This is a genomic window from Variovorax paradoxus (assembly GCF_000834655.1).
GTDB classification, from domain to species: Bacteria; Pseudomonadota; Gammaproteobacteria; order Burkholderiales; family Burkholderiaceae_C; genus Variovorax; species Variovorax paradoxus_F.
This window is the reverse complement of the sequence record NZ_JXQQ01000020.1, coordinates 13912-33174: the sequence shown is the minus strand read 5'-3', so window position 1 is coordinate 33174 and position 19263 is coordinate 13912. Positions and strand designations below refer to the sequence as shown.

Annotated in this window: 20 protein-coding genes and 2 tRNA genes; 17 read left to right on the top strand and 5 right to left on the bottom strand. The window is 65.6% G+C overall.

From position 1 onward, the window contains the following. The first annotated feature begins 101 nt into the window (after window positions 1-101). Genes uvrC through RT97_RS09395 form a run of 3 tightly spaced genes read left to right on the top strand, consistent with a single transcriptional unit; the run spans window position 102 to window position 3604 of the window. Complete coding sequence (gene uvrC / locus RT97_RS09405) at window positions 102-2084, top strand: excinuclease ABC subunit UvrC (protein ID WP_042578518.1); 1983 nt, start codon at window positions 102-104, stop codon at window positions 2082-2084. 60 nt (window positions 2085-2144) lie between these two features. Then, window positions 2145-2711, top strand: coding sequence for a CDP-diacylglycerol--glycerol-3-phosphate 3-phosphatidyltransferase (pgsA, locus tag RT97_RS09400; protein WP_042578517.1), 567 nt, complete (start codon window positions 2145-2147; stop codon window positions 2709-2711). Then, window positions 2708-3604, top strand: coding sequence for a DMT family transporter (locus tag RT97_RS09395; protein WP_042578516.1), 897 nt, complete (start codon window positions 2708-2710; stop codon window positions 3602-3604). Before pgsA ends, RT97_RS09395 begins: the two co-directional genes overlap by 4 nt. A gap of 6 nt (window positions 3605-3610) precedes the next feature. Here RT97_RS09395 and RT97_RS09390 read toward each other — a convergent pair whose 3' ends face one another. Next, a complete protein-coding gene (locus RT97_RS09390) occupies window positions 3611-4570 on the bottom strand; it encodes a LysR substrate-binding domain-containing protein (protein ID WP_042578515.1) in 960 nt (319 codons plus the stop codon). A 38-nt stretch (window positions 4571-4608) separates the two neighbouring features. Between RT97_RS09390 and RT97_RS09385 the strand changes: the two genes are divergently transcribed. The 6 genes from RT97_RS09385 to RT97_RS09360 all read left to right on the top strand — a co-directional run bounded on the left by RT97_RS09385 (window position 4609) and on the right by RT97_RS09360 (window position 10035). Then, window positions 4609-5574: an alpha/beta fold hydrolase gene (locus RT97_RS09385; RefSeq protein WP_253278201.1), complete on the top strand. Its 966-nt coding sequence runs from the start codon at window positions 4609-4611 to the stop codon at window positions 5572-5574. Next, the gene (locus RT97_RS09380) at window positions 5571-6656 is read left to right on the top strand and encodes a tartrate dehydrogenase (RefSeq protein ID WP_042578514.1); all 1086 of its coding nucleotides are present in this window, start codon (window positions 5571-5573) and stop codon (window positions 6654-6656) included. Before RT97_RS09385 ends, RT97_RS09380 begins: the two co-directional genes overlap by 4 nt. A 234-nt stretch (window positions 6657-6890) precedes the next feature. Continuing rightward, the gene (locus tag RT97_RS09375) at window positions 6891-7163 is read left to right on the top strand and encodes an HU family DNA-binding protein (RefSeq protein ID WP_007830705.1); all 273 of its coding nucleotides are present in this window, start codon (window positions 6891-6893) and stop codon (window positions 7161-7163) included. A 26-nt stretch (window positions 7164-7189) separates the two neighbouring features. Beyond that, a tRNA-Val gene (locus RT97_RS09370) sits at window positions 7190-7265 on the top strand. A gap of 77 nt (window positions 7266-7342) precedes the next feature. After that, on the top strand, window positions 7343-9259 hold the full coding sequence (locus tag RT97_RS09365) for a SurA N-terminal domain-containing protein (protein ID WP_042578513.1): 1917 nt from the start codon (window positions 7343-7345) through the stop codon (window positions 9257-9259). Window positions 9260-9360: 101 nt separating this feature from the next. Next, the gene (locus RT97_RS09360; RefSeq protein ID WP_042578512.1) at window positions 9361-10035 is read left to right on the top strand and encodes a histidine phosphatase family protein; all 675 of its coding nucleotides are present in this window, start codon (window positions 9361-9363) and stop codon (window positions 10033-10035) included. A gap of 27 nt (window positions 10036-10062) precedes the next feature. Here the strand turns inward: RT97_RS09360 and RT97_RS09355 are convergent, their stop codons facing one another. After that, window positions 10063-10395: a hypothetical protein gene (locus RT97_RS09355; protein ID WP_013540414.1), complete on the bottom strand. Its 333-nt coding sequence runs from the start codon at window positions 10393-10395 to the stop codon at window positions 10063-10065. Window positions 10396-10444: 49 nt separating this feature from the next. Further along, window positions 10445-10693: a GlsB/YeaQ/YmgE family stress response membrane protein gene (locus tag RT97_RS09350; RefSeq protein ID WP_013540415.1), complete on the bottom strand. Its 249-nt coding sequence runs from the start codon at window positions 10691-10693 to the stop codon at window positions 10445-10447. A 185-nt stretch (window positions 10694-10878) separates the two neighbouring features. Here RT97_RS09350 and RT97_RS09345 point away from each other — a divergent pair, with 185 nt between their 5' ends. The 3 genes from RT97_RS09345 to RT97_RS09335 all read left to right on the top strand — a co-directional run bounded on the left by RT97_RS09345 (window position 10879) and on the right by RT97_RS09335 (window position 12306). After that, window positions 10879-11532, top strand: coding sequence for a YbhB/YbcL family Raf kinase inhibitor-like protein (locus RT97_RS09345; RefSeq protein WP_253278197.1), 654 nt, complete (start codon window positions 10879-10881; stop codon window positions 11530-11532). Window positions 11533-11608: 76 nt separating this feature from the next. Continuing rightward, a tRNA-His gene (locus RT97_RS09340) sits at window positions 11609-11684 on the top strand. A gap of 277 nt (window positions 11685-11961) precedes the next feature. Then, a complete protein-coding gene (locus RT97_RS09335) occupies window positions 11962-12306 on the top strand; it encodes an H-NS histone family protein (RefSeq protein ID WP_042578511.1) in 345 nt (114 codons plus the stop codon). 81 nt (window positions 12307-12387) lie between these two features. Here RT97_RS09335 and RT97_RS09330 read toward each other — a convergent pair whose 3' ends face one another. Further along, window positions 12388-13374, bottom strand: a complete 987-nt coding sequence (locus RT97_RS09330) for an NADPH:quinone oxidoreductase family protein (protein WP_042578510.1) — start codon at window positions 13372-13374, stop codon at window positions 12388-12390. A 127-nt stretch (window positions 13375-13501) separates the two neighbouring features. On the opposite strand from RT97_RS09330, the gene surE reads away from it, so the two are divergent. From surE to rlmD, 5 genes are read left to right on the top strand one after another with little or no spacing between them, the layout of a single operon-like run. Beyond that, complete coding sequence (gene surE / locus RT97_RS09325; protein WP_042578509.1) at window positions 13502-14260, top strand: 5'/3'-nucleotidase SurE; 759 nt, start codon at window positions 13502-13504, stop codon at window positions 14258-14260. Window position 14261: 1 nt separating this feature from the next. Continuing rightward, entirely contained in the window at window positions 14262-15035 is a 774-nt protein-coding gene (locus RT97_RS09320) for a protein-L-isoaspartate(D-aspartate) O-methyltransferase (RefSeq protein WP_042578508.1), read from the top strand. Between the two features lie 11 nt (window positions 15036-15046). After that, window positions 15047-15955, top strand: coding sequence for a peptidoglycan DD-metalloendopeptidase family protein (locus RT97_RS09315; protein WP_042578507.1), 909 nt, complete (start codon window positions 15047-15049; stop codon window positions 15953-15955). Between the two features lie 4 nt (window positions 15956-15959). Continuing rightward, window positions 15960-16982, top strand: a complete 1023-nt coding sequence (locus RT97_RS09310; protein ID WP_042578506.1) for a sigma-70 family RNA polymerase sigma factor — start codon at window positions 15960-15962, stop codon at window positions 16980-16982. Between the two features lie 42 nt (window positions 16983-17024). Then, on the top strand, window positions 17025-18461 hold the full coding sequence (rlmD, locus tag RT97_RS09305) for a 23S rRNA (uracil(1939)-C(5))-methyltransferase RlmD (protein WP_042578505.1): 1437 nt from the start codon (window positions 17025-17027) through the stop codon (window positions 18459-18461). Between the two features lie 44 nt (window positions 18462-18505). On the opposite strand, the gene RT97_RS09300 is transcribed toward rlmD, so the two are convergent. Next, entirely contained in the window at window positions 18506-19207 is a 702-nt protein-coding gene (locus RT97_RS09300) for a Bax inhibitor-1/YccA family protein (RefSeq protein ID WP_042578504.1), read from the bottom strand. Window positions 19208-19263 lie beyond the last annotated feature (56 nt).

Below are 19263 nucleotides of genomic sequence, written 5' to 3'. Positions count from 1 at the left end.
CCTCGCGCCCGTCTTCATCATCAGCACATTTCATTCCAGCCACCTCGGGGTTTGCGCGCAGGCCTGCGACGCGCCTTGCGCGTGACGCCACAATAGCCGCCATGTCAGACGTGCATTCCGATCAACTGCTCAGCGAGGTCGCGGCGCTTCCGCAACTGCCGGGCGTGTACCGCTATTTCGACGCTGCCGGCGCAGTGCTCTACGTGGGCAAGGCGCGCAACCTCAAGAAGCGGGTCGCCAACTACTTCCAGAAGAGTCACAGTGGCACGCGCATCGGCCACATGATCTCGAAGATCGTGCGCATGGAGACCACGGCGGTGCGCTCCGAGGCCGAGGCGCTGCTGCTCGAGAACAACCTCATCAAGACGCTCAAGCCGCGCTACAACATCCTGTTTCGCGACGACAAGAGCTACCCGTACCTGAAGATCGCGTCGCACGCATTTCCGCGGCTGGCCTACTACCGAGGCTCGGTCGACAAGAAGCATCGCTACTTCGGGCCGTACCCGAGTGCCTGGGCGGTGAAGGAATCGATCCAGCTGCTGCAGAAGGTGTTCAAGCTGCGTACCTGCGAGGACACGGTGTACGCCAACCGCACGCGGCCTTGCCTGCTGTACCAGATCAAGCGCTGCACCGGCCCCTGCGTGGACTACATCACGCCCGAGGCCTACGCGCAGGACGTGGCCAGCGCCGAAGCCTTTCTCATGGGCGACACGCAGCTCGTGCTCTCCAGGCTCGAAGCGCGCATGACCGCGCACGCCGAGAAGCTCGAGTTCGAGCAGGCGGCCGAGCTGCGCAACCAGATGTCGGCGATCTCGCGGGTCCTGCACCAGCAGTCGATCGAGATCGCGTCGGACAAGGACGTGGACATCCTCGCGGTCAAGGTGCAGGGCGGCAAGGCCTGCGTCAACCTCGCGATGGTGCGCGGCGGCCGGCACCTGGGCGACCGGCCCTATTTCCCGGTGCACGTGGAAGACGCGGCGCAGATCCACCACGGCGAGATGGACGATGTGGAGGAGGGCGCCGCGCCCGTCGCGGCCGACCCCATAGAGGTGCAGGTGCTCGAAGCCTTCATCGCCCAGCACTACATCGACGTGCCGGTGCCGGCCACGCTGGTGCTCAGCCACCTGGTGAGCCGCGAGCTGATCGAGGCGATCTCGCAGCAGGCCGGCGGGCGCGTGACGGCGGTGTTCCAGCCGCGCGAGCAACGCCGCCACTGGCTCGAGATGGCCGAGACGAATGCCGGCCTGCAACTGGCCCGCCTGCTGGCCGAAGAAGGGTCGCAACAGGCGCGCACCCGGGCGCTGGCCGAGGCGCTCGAGCTCGCGTGCGACGACCTGGACAATTTCCGCGTCGAATGCTTCGACATCTCGCATACCGCCGGCGAAGCCACGCAGGCCTCGTGCGTGGTGTTCGAGCACCATTCGATGCAGAACAAGGAATACCGCCGCTACAACATCGAGGGCATCACGCCCGGCGACGACTATGCCGCGATGCGCCAGGTGCTGCACCGCCGCTACGGCAAGCTGGCCGAGGCGATGGCGGCCGAGACCGAGGCGCTGCCGCCCGGCGACGCCGAAAGCGAGAGTCCCGCCGGCGCCGGCGGCAGCGAAGCATCGCCAAAGACCCGCACCGCGCGCATGCCCGAGCTGGTGCTCGTCGATGGCGGCAAGGGGCAGGTGTCGATGGCGCGCGAGGTGTTCAGCGAACTGGGCCTGCCGCTCTCGCTGATCGTCGGCGTCGAGAAGGGCGAGGGCCGCAAGGTCGGCCTGGAGGAGCTGGTGTTCGCCGATGGCCGCGAGAAGGTCTACCTCGGCAAGGACTCGGCGGCGCTGATGCTGGTGGCGCAGATCCGCGACGAGGCGCACCGATTCGCCATCACCGGCATGCGGGCCAAGCGCGCAAAGGTGCGGGTGGGCGGCAGCCAGCTGGAAGACATCCCGGGCATCGGGCCAAAGCGCCGCGCGCGCCTGCTGCAGCGCTTCGGCGGCATCCGCGGCGTGGCGGCGGCGAGCATGGAGGACATCGCCTCGGTCGAGGGCATCGCCGCCGAATTGGCCGAGGAGATCTACAAGGCCCTGCACTGAGAGCTTGCAACAAGAGATAGGCAACCCGGTGGGGTCATCCCGCCATGACACAATCAAGCGATGTTCTGGACCCTACCGACCATCATGACCTGGACGCGCATCGTCGCGATCCCATTGATCGTCGGGGTGTTCTATCTGCCGATGGCCGAGCCGATGCGCAACCTGATCGCCACGGTCATGTTCATCGTCTTCGCCGCCACCGACTGGCTCGACGGCTACCTGGCACGCAAGCTCAACCAGACCTCGGCCTTCGGCGCGTTCCTCGATCCGGTGGCCGACAAGTTCCTCGTGTGCGCCGCGCTGCTGGTGCTGGTGCATCTGCAGCGCGCCGATGTGTTCGTGGCGCTCATCATCATCGGCCGCGAGATCGCCATCTCGGCACTGCGCGAATGGATGGCGCGGATCGGCGCCGGCAAGAGCGTGGCGGTTCACATGATCGGCAAGGTCAAGACGACCGTGCAGATGGTCGCGATTCCCTTCCTGCTCTATGACGGGCACCTCTTCAAGGTGATCGACACCGGCCTCTGGGGCCAGTGGCTGATCTGGATCTCGGCGGTACTCACCGTCTGGTCGATGGTCTATTACCTGCAGAAGGCCATTCCCGAGATTCGGGCCCACAGCAAATGACGGCGGCGGCCGCGGTGCCCGGCCCCGGCGGCTCGGGGTGGCTGCGGGCCATGCCGGCGATCTTCGTGTTGATCTGGAGCACGGGCTTCATCGTCGCGCGCTATGGCATGCCCTATGCGCCGCCTCTCAAGTTCCTTGCCGTGCGCTATGCGTTGTCGCTCGTGTGCTTCGGCCTGTGGGTCGCGCTCGCGAAGGTCGCATGGCCGAAGGAGCGTGCGCAATGGGGGCACCTCGCAGTCACGGGCGTGTTGATGCAGGCGGGGTACCTTGGCGGTGTCTGGGCCGCGGTGCACGCGGGGATGGGCGCGGGGCTCGTGGCGCTGCTCGTCGGCGTGCAGCCGGTGCTCACCGCGATCTGGCTGTCGTTGAACGGCGGGCGCATTTCCAGGCGGCAGTGGGCTGGGCTGGTTCTGGGTTTTGCGGGACTCGTGCTCGTGGTCTCGCGCAAGTTCGGCCAGGGCGCCGAGGTCAATGCGCTGACGATGGCGCTCGCGGTCTTCGCGCTGCTTTCGATCACCGCGGGCACGCTGTACCAGAAGCGCTTTGTTGCGCCGTGCGACGTGCGCAGCGCGAGCGCGGTGCAGATGGCAGCGGCGCTGCTGGTGACCTTGCCTTTCGCGGCGATGGAAACCCAGGCCATCGAATGGAACGCGCACTCGACCGGCGCGATGGCCTGGTCGGTGCTGGCACTGTCGCTGGGCGGCAGCTCGCTGCTCTACATGCTGATCCAGCGCGGGACTGCTACTGCGGTCACGAGCCTGCTTTACCTGGTGCCGCCTTGCACCGCGGTGATGGCGTGGCTGCTGTTCGCGGAGCCGATCACGCTGGTGACGCTGCTGGGCATCGGGCTCACCGCGATCGGCGTGAGCCTGGTGGTGCGCAGCGAGCGCTAAGAAGCTTCAGCGCGCGCCCGTCTTCGCCGGTTTCCAAGGCTCGCCCCGAAACTGCTCGGCCAGATGGTCGAGCAGGAGGCGCACACGGCGCGGCGTTTTAGGCCGCCAGGGCGCGACCCAGTGGATGTCGGCATCGGGCATCACGTATTGCGGCAGCACGCGCACCAGTTCGCCTGTGGCCAGTTGCGGCGCGATGTCCCAGAGGCTGCGCAGCATGATGCCGTGGCCCGCCATGCACCAGTCGCGCACCATCTCTCCTGAATTGCTTGCGAGCGGGCCCTGCACGCGAACGCGTGCGGTGCTGCTGTCGCGCGCGTGGCGCAGCGTCCAGAGCGCGAACTGGCGCTGATTGACCTCGCCGTTCTCGCGCGCGACCAGGCAGGCGTGCGAGGCGAGTGCATCGACCGTCGTCGGCATGCCGTGCTGCGCGATATACGAAGGCGCGGCAGCCAGCACGCGCTGATTCCGCGCGATGCGGCGCGTGACCCAGTCGGCCGCGCGCTGCTGCTGCACGGCCCACAGCCAGAGCGCGCCGTCATAGCCTTCTGCACCCAGGTCGGGCAGGTGCTCGGTCAGCAGCAGCTCGATCTGCAGCGCGGGGTGACGGGCCTGGAAGGCGGCCAGCGCCGGCCCGAGCCAGCGCCTGCCGAAGCCGAAGGTGGCGGCGAGGCGGATGGTGCCGACCAGCGCGTTCTGCCGCTCGCCGAGTTCGCTTTCGAGTGCCGCAAAACCTTCGAGCAGCGCGCGGGCGTGCAGGCACACCGCCTCGCCCTCGGCCGTGACGCTGAGCCGCCGCGTGGTGCGGTCGAACAGCCGCTGCCCGAGCCGCCCCTCGAGCGCACCGAGCCGCTTGGTGATGACGGAGGGCACGACATCGAGCGTGGCGGCTGCGCCGGCCAGGCTGCCCTGGTCGCGAATTGCCAGCACCAGTTCAAGATCGCCGCGTTCCAGCGAAGAGGGATTCATGCCAATCCGGAAAGTATGAATTGGCCGATTGTTGCTTGATGATCGCCGGGGCGCAACGCACAATCGTTCTCGTGACCGCCTCCTTTCTCACCTCGTCCGCTTTCGCCACCTTCGACATCGAGCGCGACGGCGTGCGCATCCACGGCCGCATCGGCGGCAAGGGCGCACCGCTGCTGTTGCTGCATGGTCATCCGCAAACGCACGCGATCTGGCATCGCGTCGCGCCGCAACTGGCCGAGCGATTCACCGTGGTCGCGGTGGACCTGCGCGGCTACGGCGACTCTGGCCGACCGGCGGCCGATGCCGATCACGCGGTCTACAGCAAGCGCGAGATGGCGCTCGATGCACTCGCGGCCATGCGGCACCACGGCTTCGAGCGCTTCGGCGTGCTGGCGCACGACCGCGGCGCGCGCGTGGCGCACAGGCTCGCGGCGGACCATCCTTCCGCGGTCGAGCGCATGCTGTTGCTGGACATCGCGCCCACGCTCGCGATGTACGAGAACACCTCCGAGGCCTTCGCGAAAGCCTATTGGCACTGGTTCTTCCTGATTCAGCCGCAGCCTTTGCCCGAGGCACTGATCGCTTCCGATCCGGTGCGCTACGTGCGCAGCGTGATGGGCGGACGGCACGCGGGACTGGCGCCTTTCGCGCCCGAGGTGCTGGCCGAGTACGAGCGCTGCGCGAGTATTCCGGGCACGGCCGAATCCATCTGCGAGGACTACCGCGCCTCCGCCACCATCGATCTCGTGCACGACCGCGCGGACATCGCCGCCGGCCGCAAGCTTTCGCAGCCGCTTCGCGTGCTGTGGGGCGAGCACGGCGCGGTGGGCAAGTGCTTCGACGTGCTCGCGCTCTGGCGCGCGTACGCCGCCGATATCTCGGGCCGCGCCTTGCCGTGCGGCCACTATGTTCCCGAGGAAGCCCCGGCCGAATTGCTCGCCGAGGCGCTCGCATTCTTTTCACCTCTCCAACCATCTCTCCCGCAGACAGGAGCCACTCCATGAGCACTCACAGAATCGCAGTCATCGCCGGCGACGGCATCGGCAAGGAAACCATGCCCGAGGGCCTGCGCGTGGTCGATGCGGCAGCGCGCAAGTTCGGCATCGACCTGAAGTTCGATCACTTCGATTTCTCCAGCTGGGACTATTGCGAGAAGCACGGCAAGATGCTGCCCGACAACTGGAAGGACCAGATCGGCGGCCACGACGCGATCTTCTTCGGCGCGGTCGGCTGGCCCGAGAAGATTCCCGACCACATTTCGCTGTGGGGATCGCTGCTGCTGTTCCGCCGCGAGTTCGACCAGTACATCAACCTGCGCCCCGCGCGCCTCATGCCCGGCATCGTCGCGCCCGTGGTGCGCCGCGACGGCACGCCGCGCCAGCCCGGCGAGATCGACATGTACATCGTGCGCGAGAACACCGAAGGCGAGTACTCCAGCATCGGCGGGCGGATGTACGAAGGCACGCCTCGCGAGATCGTGGTGCAGGAAACCGTGATGTCGCGCGTGGGCGTGGACCGCGTGCTCAAGTTCGCGTTCGAGCTCGCGCAGTCGCGGCCGAAGAAGCACCTCACGAGCGCCACCAAGTCGAACGGCATCTCGATCACCATGCCCTACTGGGATGAGCGCGTGGCCGAGATGGCGAAGAACTACGCCGGCGTGAAGCTGGACAAGTTCCACATCGACATCCTCACCGCGCACTTCGTGCAGCGCCCCGACTTCTTCGACGTGGTGGTCGCGAGCAACCTCTTCGGCGACATCCTCTCGGACCTCGGCCCGGCCTGCACCGGCACCATCGGCATTGCGCCGAGCGCCAACCTGAACCCCGAGCGCACCACGCCGTCGCTGTTCGAGCCGGTGCACGGTTCGGCGCCCGACATCGCCGGCAAGGGCATCGCGAACCCGATCGGTCAGATCTGGTGCGGCGCGATGATGCTGGAATTCTTGGGTCACAAGGAAGCGCACGACGCGATCCTCTCGACCGTCGAGAAAGTGCTCGCGCCCCAAAGCGGCGCACCGCGCACGCCCGATATCGGAGGCACGGCAAGCACCAGCGACCTCGGAAAGGCCATCGCCGAGGCGCTTTGAAAAGTACTTCACGAAACGTCCTGGAAAGTGCGCAACGAAACGCCCCTAAAATCGCGCGCTCCGCTGTTTTGCATGGCCTCGTGTCTTATTGACACCCTGCAGGGCAGTGGTTGTAATCCTCGCTGGCAGTGCGCTGCCGAGGCGTCAGGCCTGCCAAGCTCTTGAGTCGCACCCACCCGCGGCCAGGTCGCAGCTGACGAAAGCCGACCAACTTTTTCTCTACAAGGGGCCCTTGTGAACAAGACCGAACTGATTGAGCACATCGCAAAGAACGCCGATATTTCCAAAGCAGCTGCCACCCGTGCGCTCGAATCCACCATCGGCGCCATTCGTACCACGCTCAAAAAGGGCGGCTCCGTTTCGCTCGTCGGTTTCGGCACTTTCGCAGTAGGCAAACGGGCCGCCCGCACCGGCCGGAATCCCCGCACCGGCGACGCGATTAAAATCAAGGCAGCCAAGATTCCGAAGTTTCGTCCGGGCAAGGCGCTGAAAGACGCGCTGAACTGAGACTAGACTCGGAGAGTATTCCGGTGGGGTGCTTAGCTCAGTTGGTAGAGCGGCGCCCTTACAAGGCGTAGGTCGGGGGTTCGAGCCCCTCAGCACCCACCACCACCCAGATGCAAAGGCGAACACCAGTTCGCCTTTTTTATTGCCGTCCGACATCCGTCGAAAAAGAGTGTTCAAGCATGTTTGATTTCTTCCGCAGGTACAACAAGATCGTCATGATTTTCTTGTTCTTGCTGATCATTCCCTCGTTCGTGCTCTTCGGCGTCGAGCGTTATCAGGGCTCTGGCAGCGACGAGAAAGTGGCCCGCATCGATGGCCACGACATCACGAAGCCCGAGTGGGATGCGGCGCACCGCAACGAGACGGACCGCATCCGCCAGCAATCGCCCAACGTCGATCCGACGGTGCTCGACTCGGACGCCTTGCGCTATGCCACGCTGGAGCGCCTGGTGCGCGACCGCGTGCTGGCCGCAGCCGCCTCCAAGGCGAACATGACCGTCTCCGAAGATCGCCTCGCGCGGATCTTTGCGCAAGACCAGGGCCTTGCGTCGTTCCGCACGCCCGACGGCAAGTTCGACCGCGAGACCTTTCTGCGCGTGACGGGCCGCACGCCCGAGCAGTACGAAGCCTCGGTGCGTGCCGAGATGTCCACGCAGCAGGTGCTGCTCGGCGTATCGGGCACGGCCCTCACGCCGCCCGCACTGGTAGCTGCCACGGTCAATGCCTTCTATGACCGCCGCGAGATCCAGGTCGCGCGCTTCGCGCCCGAGAGCTTCGCCTCGAAGGTGACCGTGAGCGACGCCGACATCGAGGCCTACTACAAGGATCACACCTCGCAGTTCCAGGCGCCCGAGCAGGCCAGCATCGAATACCTCGTGCTCGACCTCGACGCGGCCAAGAAGAACGTTTCCGTGAGCGAGGCGGATCTCAAGACCTACTACGAACAGAACACCGCGCGCTTCGGCACGAAGGAAGAGCGTCGTGCCAGCCACATCCTGATCACCGCGCCGGCCAGCATGTCCGCTGGCGATCGTGAAAAGGCCAAGGCCAAGGCCGAGCAACTGCTGGCCGACGTGAAGAAGGCGCCGAACACTTTCGCCGATGTGGCGCGCAAGAATTCGCAGGACCCAGGCTCGGCGGAGAAGGGCGGCGACCTCGACTTCGTCACCAAGGGCGCGATGGTCAAGCCGTTCGAAGACGCGATGTTCGCGCTGAAGAAGGGCGAGATCAGCAACCTCGTCGAAACCGAGTTCGGCTATCACATCATCCATCTGACCGACATCAAGCCAGCAGTGGTGCCGCCTTTCGAGCAGGTGCGCGCCACCATCGAGAGCGAAGTTCGCGCCGCACAGGCCACGCAGGAATTCGCGAAGGCCGCCGAGGCCTTCACCGATGCCGTGTACCAGCAGCCCGACAGCCTCAAGCCCGCCGCGGAAAAGCTCAAGCTCACGATTCAGACTGCGACCAACGTCCCGCGCATCCCCGCGCCGGGCGCCAAGGGCCCGCTGGCCAGCCGCAACTTCCTGAGCGCGCTCTACGCCAGCGACTCGCTCGAACGCAAGCAGAATACCGAGGCTATCGAGGTCGGCTCCAGCCAGCTTGCCTCGGGCCGCGTGACGCAATACACGCCTGCGCATCCGATCCCGCTGGCAGAGGTCAAGGACAAGATCCGCGCGCAGCTCGTCACCGAGCGTGCTGCGGTGCTGGCCAAAGCCGAGGGCGAAGCCAAGCTCGCGGCATGGACCGCCAAGGCGGACGGCGCGACCTTCGCCGCGCCCGTCACCGTCTCGCGCATCGATGCGCAATCGCAGCCCGTTCCGGTGATCGATGCCGCGCTGCGCGCCGACGCCGCCAAGCTGCCTTCGCTGGTGGGCGTGGACCTGGGCACGCAGGGTTACGCGGTGGTCCGCGTGACCAAGGTGGTCCCGCGCACGCCGCCGCCGCCCGAGCAGGCGCAGCAGGAAAGCGCGCAGGTCGGCCAGTCGGTGACGGCGGCCGAAGCCGCCGCCTACTACAACCTGCTGAAGGAACGTTTCAAGGCCGAGATCCTCGTGCCGAAGCCGGCGGACACGCTGCCTGTCGCATCGGTGCGCTGACAAGGCGCCACGCAGGACATACGCCCGGGTCGATGACCCGGGCTTTTTTTTGGTCGCACGAGGGACAAGCGTCGCCCTTGCTTCTTGCCAGAATCCGGCGCATGGGAACCCTCTACCTCGTGCGCCACGGACAGGCCAGCTTCGGCGCTGCCGACTATGACAACCTGAGCGAGCTCGGGCATCAACAGTCTGTGCGACTGGGCGAATATTGGCGCGAGCGCGGCATGGCGTTCGACGCGGTCATCACCGGCACCTTGAAGCGCCATCGCCAGACTTGGGAGGGCATCGCCAAGGGCCTGGGCCTTGAGCGAGACGACGTGCTGCCGTGGCCCGGACTCAATGAATACGACAGCGAGGCGGTCATCGCCACGATCCACGAAGGCAAGCTCGAGAAGCCCGACTCGCCCGAGATGTACCGCCATCACTTCCGCCTGCTGCGCGAAGGCCTGGGCGCTTGGATGCAAGGCAAGACCGCGCCGGTCGGCATGCCGAGCTACGTCGACTTTCTGGCCGGCGTGACCACGGCGCTCGACCATGTGCGCGACCGGCACCATGGCGCGAAGGTGCTGGTCGTATCCAGTGGCGGGCCGATCAGCACCGCGGTCGGTCATGTGCTGGGCACGAGCGCGGAGACGACCATCGAACTCAACCTGCGCATCCGCAATACCTCTGTGACGGAGTTCGCATTCACGCCAAAGCGCCACATGCTCGTGACCTACAACACGCTGCCGCATCTCGACGGCCCGGCGTACGAGGACTGGGTTACCTACTCCTGATATTCAAGATGCGCGTCGCGCGGCGCATCAGGCCTGCCAGACGCCGTAGCCCGCCTTGCGCAACGCGATGCCGAGGTCGACCTCCATCAGCCGCGCGTCGTCATAGGGCATCGGGTTGTAGCGCTCGTAGAGCGCGGGCAAGAGGCGCAAGCCGAACTCCTGCACGAAGCTGTTGGCCTGGATGCCAGCCTTGTGCTTGTCGAAGCGGATGTCGGGATCCAGCCCGGTCATGCCCACATAGACGAAGGGCTTGCCGAGTTGGTAATCGGGATTTGCGCGCCTGAAGCGGCTGCTGTTCCACACGCGATCGTCGAGCTCGACCACATAGACGTGGTGCTTGGCGCGTGGCTTGCGGGGCATGGGGTTCGCGGCCTGGCCGCTGCGCGGCTTCGGCGAGGCCGCGCGGGCATCAGCTCTTGCGCTTGATCAGGCCGTAGAGGATCAGCAGCACGATCGCGCCCAGCACGGAAGCGATGAAGCCGGCGCCCTGGCCCGCGGTGTACCAACCCATGGCCTGGCCGACGTAGGTGACGATCAGCGAGCCCGCGATACCGATGAGCGTGGTGACGATGAAGCCCGCGGAATCGTCGCCCGGCTTGACGGCGCGTGCCACCAGACCCACGACGAACCCGATCAGAATAGTCCAGACGATGCTCATGAAGAAATTCCTTTGGTGGTGAAGTGGAAGTGGCCAGAAGACGCGCCCGTCTGCGCGGGCCGCGTCGATGATAGCGGAGCCATTCGAGCAGTCGCACCAGCGATTTGCATCGGCGCAGGCGCCAGAGGATTTTTGCCGCAAGGGCGGCGGCAAGAGCGCTGCGGCGTCCTACAGCACGTGGTGGCATGCAGGGCTATACCGGCTGCATGCTTGAAAAACTACCTGAAGTCGTCGGCCGCGCATTGCAGGGCGTGCGCGCGGGACTGGACAACATCGTGTTCAACGCGCTCGGCCTGCGCGAAGGCATGGCGTCGATCGCGCTGACCAGCGTGGCCTTCGCCGACCATGCGCCGATGCCGCCGCGCTACACGGCCGATGGCGAAGGCGTTTCACCGCCCTTGCAATGGACGGGACTGCCTTCCGGCGCGGCATCGCTGGTGCTGATCGTCGAGGACGCTGATTCGCCCACGCCGAATCCGCTGGTGCATGCCATCGTGGTCGGCCTGGGGCCTGGAGACGACAGGTTGGTGGAGGCTGCGATTCCCAGCGGCGATCAGGAAGGCACCGGTTTGCACGTCGGGCGCAATTCGAGCCTGCAGGCGACCTGGTTGCCGCCCGATCCGCCGCCCGGCCATGGCGTGCACCGGTATGCCTTTCAGCTGTTCGCGCTTGACAACGTGCCTGTGTTCTCCGAGGAGCCGGGTCGCGATGAAGTATTCGGCGAATTGCGCGACCACGCCATCGCCAGCGGCCTGCTGATCGGCACTTGCGAGCGGTCCGATGGCTCCATCAAGATCGAGGAGGGCGTCGGAGCCGCGGGACCGCTGGCGGCAGGCTGAATGTGAATTTCAAACCACGTCGCAGCCTGTTGAAGCCAAAACGGCGATTTTTGACGCTACAATTGCGGGCTCTGCGGTGGCTGTAGCTCAGCTGGTAGAGTCCCAGATTGTGATTCTGGTCGTCGTGGGTTCGAGTCCCATCAGCCACCCCAAAAAATATCTCCCTGTCGCTATTGCGAAATGGCATTCAAGGGATTCCAACGCCGGGTTTACCCGGCGTTGTCATTTCCGGCGCACTGTTCGTTGCAGCAGTTGCCCGCCGACTTCTCTCCTTGTTCTCCCTCGATATACAGCGCCAAAGCGGTGCGCTTTACGTTGCGCGCTGTTGCATTGAGCCATTGGCCAAGCATTTTTTCTGCTGCCGCAGGACTTGTGACAAATGCAAATTGAATTAAAATCCACCCGTTTTCAATTTTCAGGAGTCCAACAATGGCTTCGACACTCGCCGATATCAATTCCCAGATCAAGAAGCACGACGAGCAGATTGCGCAATTGCGCAAGCAGGCCGAGGACCTGCGCAACCAGGAACGCGCCGGCGTGATCGAAGAGTTGCGCAAGAAGATTGCGGAATTCGGTTTGACCGCTTCCGACCTGAAACTCGGCGGCCGTGGTCCGGCGACAAAGCGCACTGCAGGTACCTCCGCACCCAAGGCCGCCGCCAAATACCGCGGCCCAACGGGCGAAACCTGGTCCGGCGGCCGTGGTCGCAAGCCGCGCTGGGTTACCGAAGCATTGGCTGCCGGCAAGTCGCTTTCCGATTACGAGATCAAGTAAGCGCTGCGAATCGCCGAACTTTCATCAATAAAAAAGCCCGCGCAAGCGGGCTTTTTTATTGGGTGCTGAAACGAGCTTCGCTCAGTTCACCATCACTAGTTTTCCTTTGACCCCGCGCGAACCCATGTGCGCATACGCAGCCTTCAATTCGGCCATCGGCATCGTGCTGTCGATCACCGGCTTGATCTTTCCCTGGCCGTACCACTGCGCCAATTCGGCCATCATCTGTGCATTGGCCTTCGGTTCGCGCCTTGCGAAATCGCCCCAGAACACGCCCACGATCGAAGCGCCTTTCAACAGCGTCAGATTCAATGGCAGCGACGGAATGGGGCCGGAAGCAAAACCCACCACCAAATAGCGGCCGCGCCAGCCAATGGAGCGAAAAGCGGGCTCTGCAAAATCGCCGCCGACGGGGTCGTAAATGACATCCGGACCCTTGCCTTCGGTTGCGGCCTTCACGGCATCGCGAAAACCGTTGGGGAGGGCATGCGTCGTGTAGTTGATCGTCGCGTCAGCGCCAATGGAGCGGCAGAGTTCGCATTTCTCGTCGGTGGATGCGGCTGCAATCACCTTGGCCCCGGCCGCCTTCGCGATCTGGATGGCTGCAGTCCCCACGCCGCCTGCCGCGCCGAGCACCAGCACGGTTTCGCCGGCCTTGAGCTGCGCGCGGTCCATCAGCGCGTGCCACGAGGTGGCGTAGATCATGATGAACGCGGCCGCATCGACATGGCCGAAGCCTTCGGGCAGCGGCATGCACAGTGCCGCAGGGGCCAGCGTGTGGGTGCCGAAGCCGCCGGTGCCCGAAAGGCACGCCACGTTCTGGCCCACCTTCAGATGCGTCACGCCTTCGCCGACCGCCTGGATGACGCCCGCGTATTCCGAGCCGGGAACGAAGGGCAGGGGTGGCTTCATCTGGTACTTGTTCTGCACGATCAGCAGATCGGGGAAATTCAGGCTCGCGGCCTTGATCTCGATCAGCACCTGCCCCGGGCCCGGCGCGGGCGTCGGCAGTTCTTTCCAGGTGAGCGCGTCGACGCCAACGGGGTTTTCGCAAAGCCATGCGTGCATGCTCGGGTCTCCTTCGGATGGGTAATGTTGAGGCAATGACTGCGGGCATGATAGGTGTCGCGGCAAGGCGCCCTTGTCCCTGCTGCGACGCACCCGACGCCTACAATCCGGTGCATCGAAAAGCACCATGAAGATACTTATTTCCAATGACGACGGCTTCCAGGCGCCGGGCATCGTCGCACTGCACGACGCGCTCAAGGACATTGCCGAAGTCGAGGTGGTCGCACCCGAGCACAACAACAGCGCCAAGTCGAACGCACTGACCCTGGCCGCACCGCTCTACGTGCACAAGGCGCACAACGGTTTTCGCTACGTGACAGGCACCCCGGCCGATTGCGTGCACATCGCGCTCAAGGGCCTGCTCGACTACCGGCCCGACCTGGTGGTTTCGGGCATCAACAACGGCGCCAACATGGGCGACGACACCATCTATTCGGGCACCGTCGGCGCTGCCATGGAGGCTTACCTCTTCGGCATTCCGGCCATCGCCTTCTCGCAGATCGAAAAGGGCTGGGCGCACGTGGATGCGGCAGCGCAGGTCGCGCGCCGCCTGGTGCAGCAGATCGAGCGCGAGAGGATGATCGGCGGACCCGCCTTCCTGCTCAACGTGAACGTGCCGAACCGGCCGTTCGACGAGTTGAAGCCGGTCAAGGTCTGCCGCCTCGGCCGCCGCCACGCGGCGGAGAAAGTCATCACGCAGGACAGCCCGCGCGGCGAGACGATGTACTGGATCGCCGGCGCAGGTGGCGCCAAGGACAGCGGCGAGGGCACCGACTTCCACGCCACCGCGTCCGGCCACATCGCACTCACGCCGCTGCAGATCGACCTGACCGACCACGCCAACCTGGGCCAATGGCGCGAGACGGTGGCCCGTCTTGGCAATTGACATGGCCACGCAACGGCCGAGTTTCCCGGTTCGCCTGACACCCACCGCTTCGGCTGCCACGCGCGGGCGCATGCCCGCCGTGCCGGCCAAGCCGATGGTGCCTTCGACGCCCTCGATGGCTTCCGACGCCGTGCGTACGCGCATGGTCCAGAAGCTTGCGGCCCAGGGCATTTCCGATCCGCGCGTGCTGCGCGCGATGGGCGCCGTCGAGCGACATCGTTTCGTCGACAGCGCGCTGGTCAACCAGGCCTACGAAGACACAAGCCTCCCGATCGGGCTGGGGCAGACCATCTCCAAGCCGAGCGTCGTGGCTCGCATGATCGAACTCCTGCTCGCGGCGCCGGCTTTGGCCGGCAAGCCGCAGGAGCGCCTGGGGCGCGTGCTCGAGATCGGCACCGGTTGCGGCTACCAGGCTGCGGTGCTGAACCATGTGGCCACCGAGGTCTACAGCATCGAGCGCCTGCGAGGCCTGCACGAACGTGCGCGGGCCAATCTGCGGCACTTCCGGCTGGCCACGGTCCATCTGATGCTGGGCGATGGAATGGTGGGTTATGCCAAGGGCGCCCCCTACGCGGGCATCATCGCGGCGGCTGGCGGCGAAGCCGTTCCTCAGGCCTGGATCGAACAACTCGCGGTTGGCGGGCGCATCGTCGCGCCGACACATTCGGCCAAGGGCGGACAGGCCCTCGTCGTCATCGATAAAACTGCCCGTGGGCTGGAGCGCCTCATTCTTGAGGCCGTTCACTTTGTCCCCCTAAAATCGGGCATCGCTTGAAGGAATAACAAATGCAGGGTTTTGGCAATCGGAGTTTGTTCGCGGGCATCACGTTGGCCGTTGTGCTCGTGATCGCGGGCTGCTCCGCACCGCGCGGGCCGGCGCCCGTCGAGGACCGCGGCACCATGACGCGGGCGCCCGGTGCTACGCCAGGTGGTTCTCCCCTCACGGTCGATGCCAACGGCAAGCCGCTTGCGGGCATCGAGAACTACGGCAAGCCGGGCTATTACGCGGTGCGCCCCGGTGACACGATCCGCCGCATCGGCAGCGACACCGGACAACGCTGGCAGGACATTGCCCGCTGGAACAACCTCGACAACCCCGACCTGATCGAAGTGGGCCAGGTGCTGCGCGTGATTCCGCCGTCGGGCTCGAGCACGGCCGTTGCAACCGCTCCCGCAGCTTCCAGTTCGGAAGGCGCAGTCGCCAAGCCGGTAACGCCGCCCTCGGTGGTGGCGCCCGTGCCTGCAACCGGCGCGAGCGCGCCAGTCAAGCCGGTTGCTCCTGTCACGGCGTCTCCTGCAAGTCCCGGCAGCGGAAGCTCGGGCGACGAAGATCTTGGCTGGATCTGGCCCGCGAGCGGTTCGCTGATCGCCGGCTTCGACGAAGCCAAGAACAAGGGCTACGACATCAGCGGCAAGGCGGGCGACCCTGTGTTGGCCGCAGCCGACGGACGCGTGGTGTATGCCGGCGCGGGCCTTCGCGGCTACGGCAACCTGATCATCCTGAAGCACAACAACACCTACCTCACGGCCTATGCGCACAACCAGGCGCTGCTCGTGAAGGAAGACCAGTCGGTTCAGAAGGGCCAGAAGATCGCCGAGATGGGCAACAGCGACGCCGATCGCGTGAAGCTGCATTTCGAGATCCGCCGCCAGGGCAAGCCTGTCGACCCGTCACGCTACCTGCCCGGCCGGTGATGCCATGGCTGCCTCCCGCCCTCGCCGCACGCTGCCCGTGCGCGGGCTGGCGGGCCGAGGCAGCCGGTCTTCCGGCGACAAGGACATCTCGCCCGACGAGGCACTCCCTGCAGACCCGCTGACGCTCAACGCGGCATTGCCGCGCGGCGCGATGAGCGAGCTGATCGGCGGTGAGGGCGCAGACGCGCTGACCATCTACCTGCGCCAGGTCCGGCGCACCGAACTCTTCACGCCTGACGAGGAATTCCAGACCGCCTGCGCCGCGCGGTCCGGCGATTTTGCGGCTCGGCAATCGATGATCGAGCACAACCTCCGGCTCGTGGTCAACATCGCCAAGGGCTACCTGGGCCGCGGCGTGCCGCTGTCGGACCTCATCGAAGAGGGCAATCTCGGGCTGATGCATGCCATCACCAAGTTCGAGCCGGAGCGCGGCTTCCGTTTCTCCACCTATGCGACCTGGTGGATCCGCCAATCGGTCGAGCGCGCGGTCATGACGCAGGCGCGCGCGATTCGCCTGCCGGTGCATGTGGTGCGTGAACTGCAGCAGGTGCTGCGGGCCCGCCGTGCGCTCGAAGGCGATGCGGAGTTCGTTGCGCGCCGCCCCGACGGCGTGCGCGTGGAAGACATCGCCGCGCTGCTCGGCCGCGACGTGCAGGCGGTGGCCGACCTGCTGGCCCTGTCTGAGGCGCCGCGCTCGCTCGATGCCGGCGATGCGCGCGGCGACGAGGGCTTCACGCTGGCCGACACCGTGGCATCCGACGACGAGCAGGGCAATCCGAGCGGCGTGACACAGGCTCACGAGGTGGAGCGCCTGCTCGACCAGTGGGTCCATGCGCTCGACGCGCGCGAGCGCGAGGTGCTGGAGGGACGCTACGGCCTGCATGACAGGGAGCCTGAAACCCTCGAGGTGCTGAGCGTGCGCCTGGGCCTCACGCGCGAGCGCGTCAGGCAGATACAGAACGAGGCGCTCGCCAAGATGCGCCGGCAACTGGCGCGCTCGGGCATCGGGCGGGACGCGCTGTTCTAGCGGGGCAAGAAGCGGGGGCGGCCGCACTGAGACAATCGGGGGATGACGGAATCCATCGAAGAAAAGAAAGTCCCCACGAATCCCGGCGAAGAATGGCTGAAGGTCGAGTCGCTCGACCTCGACGCGCAGGGCGTTTCCCACAAGGCCGACGGCATGGTCGTGTTCATCGAGGGCGCATTGCCTTTCGAGGAAGTGCAGTTCAACGTGCATCGCCGCAAGAACAACTGGGAGCAGGGCACGGTCACGCAAATCTGGCGCGAATCGTCACAACGGGTGCGCCCGGGCTGTCCGCATTTCGGCCTCCATACAGGCGCCTGCGGCGGCTGCAAGATGCAGCACCTGGACGCGGCCGCGCAAGTTGCCGTGAAGCAGCGCGCGATGGAGGACAACCTGTGGCACCTGGGCAAGGTGCGCCCCGACAACGTGCTGCGCCCGCTCGAAGGGCCGGCGTGGCATTACCGCTACCGCGCGCGCCTGTCGGTGCGCCATGTGGTCAAGAAGGGCACGGTGCTGATCGGCTTTCACGAGCGCAAGAGCCGCTACCTGGCCGACATGCAGGTGTGCCCGGTGCTGCCCAGGCAGGTCAGCGACATGCTGATGCCCCTGCGCGCGCTGATCGGTTCCATGGACGCGCGCGAGACCTGCCCGCAGATCGAGCTGGCCTGCGGCGACGCGCCGGGCTCGACGGCGCTCGGCACCATCGCCTTGGTGCTGCGGCACCTGCAGCCCCTGTCTGCCGCAGACATCGACCGTCTGAAGGCGTTTGCCGCGCAGAACGAAGGCGTGCAGTGGTGGCTGCAGGCCAAGGGGCCGGAGACGGTGAAGCTGCTGGAAGAAGGCGGCACGCCGCTCGCGTACCGCCTCCCTGAATTCGGCGTGACGATGCCGTTCAAGCCGACCGATTTCACGCAGGTCAATCCGCACATCAACCGCGCGCTGGTGGGCAAGGCGCTTCGCCTGCTCGACGTGCAATCGGACGAACGGGTCATCGACTGGTTCTGCGGCCTAGGCAATTTCACCTTGCCGTTGGCGAGCCAGGCGCGCGAGGTACTGGGCATCGAGGGCAGCGACACGTTGGTGGCGCGCGCGACCGATAACTTCAAGAAGAACCAGCCCGCGACGAGCGCGCGTCGAGCGCTTTCGGCCACGCAATTCGTGACACGCAATCTGTTCGAGATGACACCAGCGATGCTGGTCGCCGATGGCACTGCCGACAAGTGGCTGGTCGACCCGCCGCGCGAAGGCGCTTTCGCGCTGGCCAAGGCGATGGCCGACCTGCATCAGCAGCCCGAACTCCGCACCAATGGCTGGACGCCGCCCAAGCGCATCGTCTACGTGAGTTGCAACCCGTCGACGCTGGCGCGCGATGCGGGTCTGCTGGTGCATCAGGCGGGGTACCGGTGCACGTTCGCGGGAGTGGTCAACATGTTCCCGCACACGGCGCACGTCGAGTCGATTGCCGTCTTCGACCTGCAATGAAAAAGGGCCCCTCGGGGCCCTTTGTCTTTGCGTGGTGTGCTTGCTCAGTCGCGTTCGCCGCCGAAGATGCCCAAGAGCGCCAACAGGCTTTGGAACACGTTGAAGAGGTCCAGGTACAAGGCCAGCGTGGCGGTGATGTAGTTGGTTTCGCCGCCATCCATGATCTGCTTGAGGTCATAGAGCATGTAGGCCGAGAAGATGCCGATGGCGGCCACCGAGATGACCAGCATGCCCGTGGTCGAACCGACGAATACGTTGATGATCGCGCCGAACATCAGCACCAGCGCCCCGACGAACAGGAACTTGCCCATGCCCGACAGGTCGCGCTTGATGAAAGTGGCCAGGGTGGCCATCACCAGGAACACGCCGGCCGTGCCGCCGAACGCCGTCATGACGAGTTCGGAGCCGTTCTTGAAGCCGAGCACCATCGCGATCAGGCGCGAGAGCATGAGGCCCATGAAGAAGGTGAAGGCCAGCAGCACCGGCACGCCGGCGGCCGAGTTCTTGGTCTTTTCGATGGCGAACATGAAACCGAAGGCGCCGCCGAGGAACACGATCAGCCCGAGTCCGCCCGTGAGCGATCGCGTGATGCCGGTGCTTACGCCGAGCCAGGCGCCCAGCACGGTAGGCAGCATGCTGAGGGCCAACAGCCAATAAGTGTTGCGCAGGACGCGTTGGCGCTCCGCCTGCGGCAACGTCTGGCCGTAGCCAGCGGAAGTGTCGAGGGTGGTGACGCGGTCGTTCATGGCCGAAGCTCCTGTGGTTGCTGCTACGCAGTTGGGCGCATTCTAGGTGTCTGCAA